The sequence below is a fragment of the Streptomyces sp. NPDC028289 genome, assembly GCF_055565975.1.
Map to the genome: position 1 here is coordinate 75676 of NZ_JBVHTI010000013.1, position 11764 is coordinate 87439.

The window sequence follows — 11764 nt, forward strand, 5'->3', positions numbered from 1 at the left end:
CCGACTCCCGGCCGTCCGCCGTTTCGGCACGCGTCCGGCACGGGGGCGCGGTGCGGCCGACGCTCAGGACCGGGTCAGGACCAGGTCACCACCAGATAGCAGACGCCGTACGGTGCGTCGTCGTAGAGGAGGGCCCCGGCGAGGTCCGCGTCCTCGGCCGCGCCGGCCAGGACCTGCCAGGGGGCGCGGCCTGCGGCCTTGAGCCGGTACGCCAGGTCGGCGTCGAGGGCCTTGAGCGCCTCGATGTCGGCCGCGCCGAGCGCCCGGGCGACCTCGGCGTCGAAGGGGGCCGCCCGCTCGTCGAGGTAGCCGGGTGCCTTGAGGGTGCGGCAGGCGCTGGCGTCGCCCATGACCAGCATCGCCACCCGCGCGGCCCGGCCGGCGATCTCCCGGCCGGCCTGGACGCACCGCTCGGCCTCCAGCGGCTCGCCGACGCCGAGCCCCTCGACGGGCGCGTCGGCCCAGCCGGTGCGCTCCAGCAGCCAGGCGCCCACGGCGAGCGACGGCGGCAGCTCCCGCCCACCGGCCGCGCCCGGGCCGCCTGCCGGAACGCCGCCCAGCCGTACGTCGACCTCGGCCCCGAAGCCCCGGAAGGTGCCCGGGCTGCCCTGCGGGAACACACCCCGCCCCGGCTGTTCGGCGGGCCCCACCACCACCAGCAGGTCGGGCCGGGCGGCGGCGAGCACCCCGAGCGCGTCGGCGCAGGCGGCACGCGCGGCGTCCAGCTCGGGCGCGGCTCCCGCGGCAACCTCGGGGACGAGGACCGGCGGGCAGGGACAGACTGCTGCTGCGACAAGCATGATCGGCAGCCTACTGCGGGTACACGGGCGCGGGACCGCTGCTCCACGCCAGTTCCGCCAGCCGGTAGAACACGCGGTGCGTGGACATCATGCCGTCGATGTGGACGTAGTACTCGTCCCCGTCCCCCACCCGGAACACCTCACGGCGCTGCTGGCGCAGGCCCGTGCGCGGACGGTGGGTGCAGGCGACCTCGTACAGGGTGGCCCGGGCCTGCTCCGGGGTGCTCTCGAAGCGGGTGACCTCCTCGACCCTGTAGTACTCGCCGTTCCCGAACTGCACGACAACCACCCAGCGCGCCATGCTCCGCCCCCCGGCCTCTGATCGACGTGAGGAGTATGGCGCGTGTTCAGTGCGCCGCACAGCCTCCGGTGGCCGCCGGCAACGGCTCCGGCACGCCGATCTTCGGCAGCCCCAGCAGCACGCCCGCGGGCTTGGCCGCCTCGGCCGCGTTCCGCTTCTCCCAGGCGTCGCCTGCACGGGTACGGCGGACGGCGAGCGTCGGGCCCTCGGCGAGGAGGTGGTGCGGGGCGGCGTAGGTGATCTCGACCGTGACGACGTCGCCGGGGCGGACGTCCTGGTCGGGCTTGGTGAAGTGGACCAGGCGGTTGTCGGGGGCGCGGCCGGAGAGGCGGTGGGTGGCGCCGTCCTTGCGGCCCTCGCCCTCGGCGACCATCAGGTCGAGCGTGCGGCCGACCTGCTTCTTGTTCTCGTCCCAGGAGATCTCCTCCTGGAGGGCGACGAGACGCTCGTAGCGCGCCTGGACGACCTCCTTGGGGATCTGGTCCTCCATGGTCGCGGCGGGGGTGCCGGGCCGCTTGGAGTACTGGAAGGTGAAGGCCTGCGTGAAGCGGGCCTCGCGCACGACGTGCATCGTCTGCTCGAAGTCCTCCTCGGTCTCGCCGGGGAAGCCCACGATGATGTCGGTGGTGATCGCCGCGTGCGGGATCGCGGCCCGCACCTTCTCGATGATCCCGAGGTAGCGCTCCTGCCGGTAGGAGCGGCGCATCGCCTTCAGGACGGTGTCCGAGCCGGACTGGAGCGGCATGTGCAGCTGCGGCATCACGTTCGGGGTCTCGGCCATGGCCGCGATCACGTCGTCGGTGAAGTCACGGGGGTGCGGGGAGGTGAACCGGACCCGCTCCAGGCCCTCGATGCTCCCGCAGGCCCGCAGCAGCTTGCTGAAGGCCTCGCGGTCGCCGATGTCGGAGCCGTAGGCGTTGACGTTCTGGCCGAGCAGCGTGATCTCGGAGACGCCCTCGGCGACCAGTGCCTCGATCTCGGCGAGGATGTCGCCGGTGCGGCGGTCCTTCTCCTTGCCGCGCAGGGCCGGGACGATGCAGAAGGTGCAGGTGTTGTTGCAGCCGACGGAGATCGACACCCAGGCCGCGTAGGCGCTCTCGCGCCGGGTCGGCAGGGTGGAGGGGAACGCCTCCAGCGACTCCGCGATCTCCACCTGGGCTTCTTCCTGGACCCTGGCGCGCTCCAGCAGGACCGGCAGCTTGCCGATGTTGTGCGTGCCGAAGACGACGTCGACCCAGGGGGCCTTCCGCACGATGGTGTCGCGGTCCTTCTGCGCCAGGCAGCCGCCGACCGCGATCTGCATACCGGGGCGGGACGCCTTCCTGGGAGCGAGCCGGCCGAGGTTGCCGTAGAGCCGGTTGTCGGCGTTCTCCCGGACCGCGCAGGTGTTGAACACCACCACGTCGGCGTCGCCGTCCGCCCCCTCGGGGGCGCGCACGTAACCGGCGTCCTCCAGCAGCCCGGACAATCGCTCGGAGTCGTGGACGTTCATCTGGCACCCGTAGGTGCGCACTTCGTAGGTCCTGGGTGCCTGAACGTCCACTACCGGGCTCCGGTCGCTGCTGCTGGTCATGGCTCAAGGGTAGGCGGTCCCCGGAGACCGCCGCCCCGGCCCTTGCGGCGGGGGCTGACCGTCAGGCGAAGGCGAGTGAGCGGAACGCGTCGCGGACGTGGCCGAGAGATTCGGGGTCCCTGGCGTAGTAGAGCTCGTTGGTCAGCAGGACGGCCCAGCGGCCCTGCTGCGGAGAGAGCCATGCGCCCGCTCCCGTGGAGCCGTCGGGCACCCAGATGTCGTCGGTCCCGGCAACGGTTCCCGGGGCCGGGTGCCAGAACAGTCCGCCGACGGGCGAGAGGTCGCCGGTCCGGATCCGCAGCGACTCCCGGACCCAGGCGGAGCCGAAGCCCGGTTGTCCGCCGTCCTGTCCCGGCTGCAGCACGTGGCGGAGGAAGGCCGCGAGGTCGGGGAGGACGGAGAACACCCCGGAGCTGCCGCAGACTCCGCCCAGCAGCCGCGCCTGCGAGCCGTGGGCGGTGCCCCTCAGGCGGGTCCCCGTGCTGTCGTCGAGTTCGGTCGGCGCGCAGCGGGCGGCCGCTTCGTCGGGCAGCGGGCCGTAGCAGGTGCGTGTCATGCCGAGCGGCTGCCACACGCGGGTGGCCGCGAGGACGTCGAGGCTCTGGCCGGAGAGCTCCTCGGCCAGGAAGCCGAGGACGAGGGCGGCGCGGTCGGTGTACTCCACGGCCTCCCCGGGCGGACAGCGGAGGTCTTCGTGGAGGACGCCGTCGCGGATGTCCCGGGGGTGGGTGCCGTACAGGTCCCCGAGGTCGGTGAGGGGCGGACCGCCGGCGGTGTGGGTGAGCAGGTGGCGGGTGGTCACCCGGCCCAGGGGGTGGCCGCGCACCTCGGGCCAGAAGACGCCCAGCTGCTCGTCGAGGTGCAGCTTGCCGTCCTCGACGAGGGATCCGACGGCCGACCACACCGCGAGGATCTCCGTGAGGCCGCCGACGTCGAAGACGGTGTCGTGCCGCATCGGCTCGTCGGGGCGGTCCGGATCCAGGACGCCCGGGGTGCCGATGACCATGTTCGAGCGGTCGCCGACGGCCCAGACGGCGCCGGGGTAGACCTTGTCGCGGACGCCTTCGCCGACGAGCCGGCGGATGCGGTCGATGTCTAGGTCGAGGGCCATGGTCTCCCGATCTGTCCGTCCTGGGCCGTGCGGTCTCCCGTCGCTCAGCGTAGTGAGGCGAATGCGGAGGGCGTGGCTGCGCCACGGGCGGGCCTTGCGCGCCGTTCGCCGAGCCGGCGCGTCTGCCGCCACGGCGTTGCGCGGAGGGCGGGGCGCCGCCGACCGGCTGAGGTCGCGCCGCCAACCGGCGGGTTCTCCGTGCCGGTCGCCGGGAGGACGGCTCCCACGGGGTACGCCTCGACAGGGCATGCGACGAGCGGAGCGCACGTGATCCGGGTACTGGTGGTCGACGACGAAGCCCTGATCCGCACGGGCTTCACGCACATTCTCGAAACGGCGGACGACATCGAGGTCGTCGCGGCGGTAGCGGGTGGCCAGGCCATGCGCACGGTGCGGGAGCTGCGACCCGACGTCGTCCTGCTCGACATCCGCATGCCGGACGTGGACGGGCTCACGATTCTGGCCGACCTCCGCCGCATGCCGCAGGCTCCGGTGGTCGCCATGCTCACCACCTTCGACACCGACGAGTACGTGGCGACCGCTCTGCGTTCGGGCGCCGCCGGATTCCTGCTCAAGGACACCGACCCCGAGCAGCTTCCCCATCTGGTGCGCACCCTGGCCGAGGGCGGGACTGTACTGTCGTCCAAGGTCACCCGCCTGGTGGTGGGCGGCTACCTCGACAACAGCGTCCGTGAGCCCGCCGCCGTCCGTCTCACCGCCCGGCTCACCGAGCGGGAACGTGCCGTGCTCGTCCTCATGGCCGAAGGACTCGCCAACACCGAGATCGGCGAACGGCTGCACCTGAGCACCGGCACCATCAAGGGCCATGTCGCCAACGTCCTCGGCAAGCTGCGGGTGAGCAGCCGTGTCCAGGCGGCTCTGATCGCCGAGCGCGCGGGCCTGCTCGCCTCCTCGCAGGACGAGGGAGTCCGGTGAGCTCCCGGCAGCCGTCGGCCGTGCTCCTCGACATCGGCTTCGTCGGGGTCGCGCTGGCGGACGCCTGGTCTCACGTCGGAGTCGGGGACCAGCCGGCCGCCGCGTGCGCGCTGCTCGGCGCCGTTGCCCTGATGCTGCGGCACCGGCTGCCCCTGACGACCTTCGCCCTCACGCTCCCCACCGCCCTGGTCACCGACGCGGTGGTCGCCCCCATGGCCGCGCTGTACACGCTCTCCTCCCTCAACCGCCACCGTTTCCTGCTGGCCGGCTGCGCACTGGCCTACGCGATCATCGACTTCCTGCCGTGGCCGTGGTCGTCCCTGGACGCCACCGAGCTGTCCCAGACGAACAACCTGTTCCACCTCAGCTACACCCTGGCCACCGCCGCCGCTCCCGTCTTCCTCGGCCAGCTCGTCCAGGCCCGGCGCGAACTGTCGCTGCGGCTCGCCGACATCTCCGAGGCCCGGGAGCAGGAGCGGCTGCTGACCGCCCAGAGCGTGCTGGCGAAGGAGCGCGCCCAGCTCGCCCGGGAGATGCACGACGTGGTCTCCCACCAGGTCAGTCTCATCGCCGTACAGGCCGGAGCGCTCCAGGTGAGCGGCCGGGACGCCGAGACGAGACAGGCCGCGGCCACGATCCGCCGCCTGAGCGTGCAGACCCTGGAGGAGCTGCGGCACATGGTGGGCGTGCTGCGGGCCTCCGGCAGCAGGCCGACGGAGCTCACCCCGCAGCCTTCGCTCGCCGACCTGGAGCACCTGGTCGGGGCCAGCGGCATCGAGGCGAAGCTGGAGACCGACCTGCCCGAGGAGCTTCCGCCGACGGTGCAGCGCGCCGTCTACCGCACCGTCCAGGAAGCGCTGACCAACGTCCGCAAGCACGCCCCCGGCGCCGCCGCGACCGTCCGTGTCAGGCACCGGGACGGTGTCCTCCGTGCCACGGTCACCAACACCGCCCCCACCCGGCCGGCCTTCGCCCTGCCGAGCGCCCACAACGGCCTGGTCGGCCTGGCCCAGCGTGCGGAGCTCCTCGGCGGCACGGTCGCATCGGGCCCCACGGCCCAAGGGGGCTACGAGCTCCGCCTCGAGCTGCCCGTCGAACGGAACCGGTGACCGGTGCCGGTCCGGCCGGACCGGCACCGGGGCAGGCCGGCCAGTCGGCGGGGTGGTTCCGGCCACCTGGCGGATGGTCCGGCCGGGGGCCCGGCACCGACTCTGGAGCACGTGAGACACCACGTGGCCTCGGCAGGGGTCCCTCACCGTCCGAAGCCGTCCCGGGCCAAGAAGGAGGCCGGTCCCATGTCGATCCACCTGACGCTTCTGTGCGCGCCCGGCGGTGACGCCACCCTGGACCCGCTCCTCGGCGACGCACCACTGAGCGAGCGCGGCCTGCGACTGGCAGGCGCCGCGAGAGCAGTGCTCTCTCCCTGCGAGCAGGCCGTCCGGGCGCCCTCGGCCCGTTGCTCGCAGACTGCCGACGCCATCGGCCTTGCGGCGGTGTCCGAGCCCGTGCTGCGCGATCTCGACGTGGGCAGATGGTGCGGTCGCACCGTCGGTGAAGTCGCCGCGAGCGAACCCGACGGGTTCAGCGCCTGGCGCACGGATCCGGATGCCGCGCCCCACGGAGGGGAGTCCGTACGCCAGCTCTGCCGCCGGTCGGCGGACTGGCTGAGCGGCATGGCGCCCGGCACGGGCCACGCGGTGGCGATCACCGAGGCGGCCGTCGTACGAGCCGCGCTCATCCATGCTCTGGCCCTGCCGGCGAGAGCTTTCTGGCATCTGGCCGTGCCGCCCCTGTGCACGGTCTTCCTCACCTGGCGAGGCGACTGCTGGGACGTCCAGTCGGGCCGCGTCCTTCCCCAGGAGCCCCGGCGACGGGTGCTCTCGCGGCCCCCGGCGCCCGCAGCCGCCGACAGCGCCCGGCCGACGGCGGTCCGCCCGGACGGCGGGACGGTCTCCGGGTGCCTGCCGGAATCGGCCCTCACCGGCTGCGTGTAGGCCCGGCCGGTGCGGTCGGGACCCGGGGGCTGCCGGACGGTCCGCTGCCGGCGGCCGCAGCGCATGCCCTCCGGACGCTCCGCAACCGGGCTGGTTTCCCGGCACGCCCGCCCGGCCCTGCACACCGGCCGACCGGTCCGTCCGGTCCCGGCTGACCCGTCCGGTCCCGACCGGCCCATCCGGTCCCGAGCGACCCGCCCGGTGCCGAGCGACCCGCCCGGTGCCGAGCGACCCGCCCGGTGCCCGCCAATCGCCCGCCGCGCAAGGGGAGTCGGGCCTCGGTAGGCCGGCTCCGGATCGTGGGCGGGGATCGACGTGACGGCATTTACTTAGAGTAGCCTTGCCTAAGTTGACCCTCTCCGGAGGGTGGCCGGTGGGAACAGGGGAACTGTCGGAGCGGGATGTCCTGTCACGCTCGGTCGGAGGGCAGGGGCGGCGGGTCGCTCTCGGCGCGGCGCTCGGGAGCGTGCACCAGCTCGGGGAGGCCCTGGTCCGTGTGCCTGTCGTGGAGTTTCCGGCTGGGGGGGCGGGCCGGGGAGCGCGGGGCCGAGGAGGCCGCCCACGAGCTGCGGCTGGCCGTCGTGCGCCGGGTGCTCGACCCCCGGGGCGGGGCCGAGGCGGACCGGCTCTCCGGCGAGCTGGCCAACGTCGCCACCGAGGACGCCAAGCGCGTCGGCGCGGTCAACATGGCTCTGATGAGCGGCATTTCGGCCGTCGCCGGCATCACCGTGAGCGCCGTGGCGCTGCTGCTGACGTTGGTGCCGCTCGGTCTGATCGTGCTGCTGGGCACTCCTCTGCTGCTGTGGCTCGGGCATCTGCTGAGCAGGCCCCTGGAGCGGCGCAGCGAGGCCGAGCAGGACCGGGCCGCGGGCGCCGCGGGGATCGCCGCCGATCTGTGGCCGGACTACGGGTGTTGAAGGGGCTGGGTGCGCAGCGGGCCGCGGTCGAGCGCTACCGCCGGACCAGCCAGGTCTCCCTCGCGGCCACCCTGCGCGCGGCGCGGGCCGAGGCCTGGCAGACCGGGCTCGTGCCGGCCCTCACCGGCGGGTTCATCGCGCGTGGAACAGCCGGCGTCCTGAACGCAAGAACAGGGGGCGGTCCGGTTCCAGACCGGACCGCCCCCCTTCGTGTGCCGTCAGGAGCCGTCGGCCAGGCTCTTGGGCCGCATGTCCGTCCAGTGCGTCTCGATGTGGTCCAGGCAGTCCTGCCGGGCCGCCGGGCCGTCGACGACCGTCCAGCCGGCCGGTACATCCACGAAGTCGGGCCACAGGCTGTACTGGCCCTCGTCGTTGACGAGGACGGAGTAGACGCCTTCGGGGTTCTCGAACGGGTTGCTCATGTCAGCGGTTCCTTGCCTCTCCGGTCTGATGAACGTTGTGAGTGGGGTCAGGTCAGTTCGTCGGCGCGGCGCACCACCGCCTCCAGCGCCCGGAACCAGGTCTCGGCCAGCTCCCGTACCGCTTCCTCGGTGAGCAGTCCGGCCGCGTAGGCCCGGTGGGCGCTGAGTTCCGGCCCCTCGGGGCGGTCCTCGGTGAGGGCGTTGAGGGTGAGCGCGTGCGACATCGGCATGCCGACGTCGGCGTCGAGGTCGGCGGCGTCCTCCTCGGCGGCGTAGGACCAGTCGGCTGCCGCGGGACGTTCGAACCGGCCCATGTAGTTGAACTCGACCTGCGGTTCGGCGAGTTCGGCGAGGAGCGGGCCGGTGGCCGGGTTGAGCCCGCGCAGCAGGCCGCGGCCGATGCCGGCCGTCGGGAGGGCGCTGAGGTGGTCGCGGATCCGGGCCACGGCCGCGTCCAGCGCCGGACCGCCGGTCAGGGCGTCGGGCCCGGACGCACCGGGGTCGAGCCGTACCGGGACGACGCTGGTGAACCAGCCGACCGTGCGGGACAGGTCGGCGTCGCCCGCGAGTTCATCCTCGCGGCCGTGGCCCTCCAGGTCGCCCAGGACCGGGCCGCCTGCGCGTTCCGCGCCCAGGGTCCGGGCCCGCCAGTCGCCGACGGCGAGGGCGAACGCGGTGAGCAGGACGTCGTTGACGCTCGCCCCGAAGGCGGCCGGGACCCGGCTCAGCAGGGGGCCGGTGACGGCGGCCGGCAGGGTGGGCGACGCGGCCAAGCTGTGCCTCAAGGACGACGGTGACGCGATCCGGGGGCCGGGACCACCGCGTGGAGACGGTGCCGGAGGTCGAGGCCGGCAGCTACCTCCAGGGCGGGACCGAGCACACCCACGGGCTCACCAGCACCCTGCTGTCGACCGTGGCGGTCCGCGCGCAGGAGATCCACCGGTCCCTGCTGACCGACCGGGCGACGGCGGCCTGACCCGCCCCGCCGCTCCACCACCGGCCGCACTCCCGTGGCCCGGACGGTACGGTCCCGTCCGGGCCACGGGGTCTGTCCAAGTCCCTTGAAGGCGGGCGGTGTCAGTACGGCCCGTGGGTCCAGCGCCCGGCCGTCATCGTGGCGTGCACGGGCATCGCGCGCAGGGCGTCCGGGCCCGCCGTCAGCGGATCCACGTCCACGACCACCAGGTCCGCGGGGTCCCCGACCCTGATGAGGCGGCGCCCGCGGGCCGCCGCGGCCAGCGCGTCCCGCACCGGCAGGCGCTGTTCAGGGTGCCAGGCGGGACGGTCGTCGTCGGTACGGGTGACGGCCGACGCGACGGCGAGCCAGGGGTCGAGCGGGGAGACGGGGGCGTCCGAGCCGAACTCCAGCCGTGCCCCGGCGGCCAGCAGGTCGGCGTAGGCGAAGGCGCGTGAGGTGCGTCCGGCCCAGTACCGGTCCGCCACGTCGCGGTCGTCCGTCGCGTGCCGGGGCTGCACCCCTGCCGTGACGTCCAGTTCCGCGAAGCGCGGGAGGTCCTCGGGGCTCAGCAGCTGCGCGTGCTCGATCCGGCCGCGGCAGCGCACGGCCTCGAAGGCGTCCAGGGCGACGGTGTTGGCCCGGTCGCCGATGGCGTGCACCGCAGGTTCGATGCCGTGGGCGGCGGCCCGGCGCATGAGCCGTACCAGCTCGTCCGGTGCCGTCTGCTCGATGCCGTGCGCGCCGTCCGTGTTCTCCAGCCCCGGGTAGGGGTCGCGGCACAGCGCGGTACGGGTGTTGAGCGAGCCGTCCGTGAAGAGCTTGAGCGGACCGACCCGCACCAGGCCGCCGGACGCCCCGATCTCGGAGCCGGTGCGCAGTCCGCGCGCCACGGCCGCGTCCAGGTGGCTCGGGTAGACGGCGGCCGACACCCGTACGGCCGGCGGGGCCTGTGCCGAGCGCCGCTCCCAGGCGCCCACGGTGTCGCCGAACTGGAAGTCGATGACCCCGGTGACCCCGCGTGCGGCGGCGGCCCGGCAGGCGTCGGCGACCCAGTCGTCCAGCGTCCCGGCCGGCACCTCGGGCAGGGCCGAGAGGACTTCGTGCCCGTCCGCCTCCCGGACCAGTCCGGTCGGGTGGTCGCCCCGGCCGACCAGTGCCAGGCAGGCGGAGTTCAGCCACACGGCGTGCAGATCGGCGCTGACCAGGGCGACCGGACGGTCCGGCAGGACCGCGTCGAGGAGTCGCCGGTCGGGGGCGTCGGGCCAGAGCCCGTCCCGGAAGCCGTATCCGAACAGGACCGTTCCCGCGCCGGGTGCCGTACGGCCGTGCGCGCGCACCCGGTCGGCCACCTCCCGCGCGGAGGCGGTACCGGAGAGGTCGAGCCGGCGGCGCGCACTCGCCCACTCGGCGAGGTGGACATGGGCGTCCCACAGGCCGGGCAGCAGGACGCGCCCGTCCATATCGACGACTTGCCCACCCCCGACAGGTCCGGCGGGTCCCGCACTGTCCTGCGCCGGGACGACATGCGTGACGCGCCCGTCCGCCACCCGTACCCCGACCAGCGGTCCGCCCGCCCCCAACCGCACCCGGCCAAGCGTCAGCGCCGGCCTGCACGGTGTGCCTGCGACCTCCGTCATCGAGCCTCCGTCCGCCCTCAACAGCGACAACACGACAAACTTAGGCTTACCTTACTCGGCCTCGATCGGCACCGGACGCTCCTGGGCACCCGAATTCTTACGGAGATCTTTCGTGACCGCCGGGCGAGGAGACGACGATGGGTGGAGCGCCGCGCGCCGACCGTACCCGGCGTGACTCCGGTCCGCGGCCGTGATGGCATGTCGGCATGGAGTTCCGGGAGTTGCGGGCGTTCGTGGCGGTGGTGGAGGAGAGCGGGCTGTCGGCCGCCGCCCGGCGGCTGCATGTGAGCCAGCCCGCGCTGTCCCAGACGATCAGCGGGCTGGAGCGGCAGCTGGGGGTGCGGCTGCTGGTGCGCGGGAGCAGCGGGGTGAAGGCAACCGAGGCGGGGTCCGCGCTGCTGGGCGAGGCCCGGGCGGTGCTCGCCCGGCACGACCGGGCGCTGCGGGTGATGGCCGGGTACGCCGGTCCGGGCGGCGGGGCGCTGCGCATCGGGATCCCCCTGGAGCTGCCGTCCGGGCTGCTCGACCCGGCGCTTGCCGAACTCGCCGAGGCCCATCCGGAGACCCGGGTGCAGGCCCGGCACCTGTCCACGGCGGAGCAGTTGGCCGCGCTGCGGGCCGGTGAGCTCGACGTCGGGCTGCTGCGGGAGCGGCCGTCCGGGCCGGAGTTCGACGCGCTGCTCGTCGTACGGGAGAAGCTCGGTGTACTGGTCGCCACCGAGCAGGCCGCCGAGCTCGCCGGGCCGGACGGCATCCCGCTCGACGCGCTCGGGACCTTGCGGTGGGTCGGGTTTCCGCGTGCCGGCAGTCCCGCCTGGTACGACGAGCTGACCGCGGTCCTGCGCGGTCACGGGCTGGATCTCGGCCCCGAGGCCCCCGAGGGGCAGGCGCTGATCGCCGACGTGAAGCTGGCCACGGTCGCCTCCGGGCAGGCCTTCGCGCTGGCCCCGCCGGGCTGGCAGCAACCGCTCCCCGACCACGTGACCTGGTCACCGCTGGCCGGCCAGCCACTGGTACGGCGAACCTGGGTGGTGTGGCCGGCCGACTCCCGCCGCCGGGACCTCGGCCGGTTCGTCACCGCGCTGGACCGGTCGGTGCGGTCGGTGCCGGAGTAG

10 protein-coding genes and 3 pseudogenes are annotated in these 11764 nt (G+C 74.0%); 6 read left to right on the top strand and 7 right to left on the bottom strand.

The window, feature by feature from the left end:
• Positions 1 to 74: 74 nt before the first annotated feature.
• The 4 genes from ACZ4UV_RS47545 to ACZ4UV_RS47560 all read right to left on the bottom strand — a co-directional run bounded on the left by ACZ4UV_RS47545 (position 75) and on the right by ACZ4UV_RS47560 (position 3785).
• Positions 75 to 800 carry a class III extradiol dioxygenase subunit B-like domain-containing protein gene (locus tag ACZ4UV_RS47545; RefSeq protein ID WP_467847896.1) on the bottom strand — a complete coding sequence of 242 codons (726 nt, stop codon included), beginning with the start codon at positions 798 to 800 and terminating at the stop codon, positions 75 to 77.
• A 10-nt stretch (positions 801 to 810) separates the two neighbouring features.
• Positions 811 to 1101 carry a hypothetical protein gene (locus ACZ4UV_RS47550; RefSeq protein ID WP_351484878.1) on the bottom strand — a complete coding sequence of 97 codons (291 nt, stop codon included), beginning with the start codon at positions 1099 to 1101 and terminating at the stop codon, positions 811 to 813.
• Between the two features lie 46 nt (positions 1102 to 1147).
• On the bottom strand, positions 1148 to 2674 hold the full coding sequence (gene miaB, locus ACZ4UV_RS47555) for a tRNA (N6-isopentenyl adenosine(37)-C2)-methylthiotransferase MiaB (RefSeq protein ID WP_351484880.1): 1527 nt from the start codon (positions 2672 to 2674) through the stop codon (positions 1148 to 1150).
• A 61-nt stretch (positions 2675 to 2735) separates the two neighbouring features.
• Positions 2736 to 3785 (bottom strand): serine hydrolase domain-containing protein, encoded by a 1050-nt coding sequence (locus ACZ4UV_RS47560; RefSeq protein WP_451018021.1) that lies wholly within the window; start codon positions 3783 to 3785, stop codon positions 2736 to 2738.
• Between the two features lie 267 nt (positions 3786 to 4052).
• Here ACZ4UV_RS47560 and ACZ4UV_RS47565 point away from each other — a divergent pair, with 267 nt between their 5' ends.
• From ACZ4UV_RS47565 to ACZ4UV_RS47580, 4 genes and pseudogenes are all read left to right on the top strand, one after another.
• Positions 4053 to 4721 (top strand): response regulator, encoded by a 669-nt coding sequence (locus ACZ4UV_RS47565; RefSeq protein ID WP_451018022.1) that lies wholly within the window; start codon positions 4053 to 4055, stop codon positions 4719 to 4721.
• On the top strand, positions 4718 to 5830 hold the full coding sequence (locus tag ACZ4UV_RS47570) for a sensor histidine kinase (protein WP_451018023.1): 1113 nt from the start codon (positions 4718 to 4720) through the stop codon (positions 5828 to 5830). Before ACZ4UV_RS47565 ends, ACZ4UV_RS47570 begins: the two co-directional genes overlap by 4 nt.
• A gap of 186 nt (positions 5831 to 6016) precedes the next feature.
• Positions 6017 to 6715 carry a histidine phosphatase family protein gene (locus ACZ4UV_RS47575; protein WP_451018024.1) on the top strand — a complete coding sequence of 233 codons (699 nt, stop codon included), beginning with the start codon at positions 6017 to 6019 and terminating at the stop codon, positions 6713 to 6715.
• A 388-nt stretch (positions 6716 to 7103) separates the two neighbouring features.
• Positions 7104 to 7874 (top strand): annotated as a pseudogene (locus tag ACZ4UV_RS47580) (ABC transporter transmembrane domain-containing protein); the annotation flags it as partial.
• Here ACZ4UV_RS47580 and ACZ4UV_RS47585 read toward each other — a convergent pair.
• Both ACZ4UV_RS47585 and ACZ4UV_RS47590 read right to left on the bottom strand, forming a co-directional pair.
• Positions 7851 to 8054, bottom strand: a complete 204-nt coding sequence (locus tag ACZ4UV_RS47585) for an MbtH family protein (RefSeq protein ID WP_451018025.1) — start codon at positions 8052 to 8054, stop codon at positions 7851 to 7853. The pseudogene ACZ4UV_RS47580 and the gene ACZ4UV_RS47585 overlap by 24 nt on opposite strands.
• Before the next feature lie 47 nt (positions 8055 to 8101).
• Positions 8102 to 8818, bottom strand: a pseudogene (locus ACZ4UV_RS47590) (condensation domain-containing protein); the annotation flags it as partial.
• Here ACZ4UV_RS47590 and ACZ4UV_RS47595 point away from each other — a divergent pair.
• A pseudogene (locus ACZ4UV_RS47595) lies at positions 8811 to 9030 on the top strand (L-lysine 6-monooxygenase); the annotation flags it as partial. The pseudogenes ACZ4UV_RS47590 and ACZ4UV_RS47595 sit on opposite strands and share 8 nt — an antisense overlap.
• 101 nt (positions 9031 to 9131) lie before the next feature.
• Here ACZ4UV_RS47595 and ACZ4UV_RS47600 read toward each other — a convergent pair.
• Positions 9132 to 10649: an amidohydrolase gene (locus tag ACZ4UV_RS47600; protein ID WP_451018026.1), complete on the bottom strand. Its 1518-nt coding sequence runs from the start codon at positions 10647 to 10649 to the stop codon at positions 9132 to 9134.
• Between the two features lie 206 nt (positions 10650 to 10855).
• On the opposite strand from ACZ4UV_RS47600, the gene ACZ4UV_RS47605 reads away from it, so the two are divergent.
• Positions 10856 to 11764: a LysR family transcriptional regulator gene (locus ACZ4UV_RS47605; RefSeq protein WP_467847927.1), complete on the top strand. Its 909-nt coding sequence runs from the start codon at positions 10856 to 10858 to the stop codon at positions 11762 to 11764.

Bases quoted from the DNA above. Each gene is read 5' to 3' on its own strand.
- ACZ4UV_RS47550 (WP_351484878.1), bottom strand. From the start codon at position 1,101: ATGGCGCGCTGGGTGGTTGTCGTGCAGTTCGGGAACGGCGAGTACTAC.
- ACZ4UV_RS47605 (WP_467847927.1), top strand. From the start codon at position 10,856: ATGGAGTTCCGGGAGTTGCGGGCGTTCGTGGCGGTGGTGGAGGAGAGC.
- ACZ4UV_RS47600 (WP_451018026.1), bottom strand. From the start codon at position 10,649: ATGACGGAGGTCGCAGGCACACCGTGCAGGCCGGCGCTGACGCTTGGC.
- ACZ4UV_RS47585 (WP_451018025.1), bottom strand. From the start codon at position 8,054: ATGAGCAACCCGTTCGAGAACCCCGAAGGCGTCTACTCCGTCCTCGTC.
- ACZ4UV_RS47545 (WP_467847896.1), bottom strand. From the start codon at position 800: ATGCTTGTCGCAGCAGCAGTCTGTCCCTGCCCGCCGGTCCTCGTCCCC.
- ACZ4UV_RS47560 (WP_451018021.1), bottom strand. From the start codon at position 3,785: ATGGCCCTCGACCTAGACATCGACCGCATCCGCCGGCTCGTCGGCGAA.
- ACZ4UV_RS47575 (WP_451018024.1), top strand. From the start codon at position 6,017: ATGTCGATCCACCTGACGCTTCTGTGCGCGCCCGGCGGTGACGCCACC.
- miaB (WP_351484880.1), bottom strand. From the start codon at position 2,674: ATGACCAGCAGCAGCGACCGGAGCCCGGTAGTGGACGTTCAGGCACCC.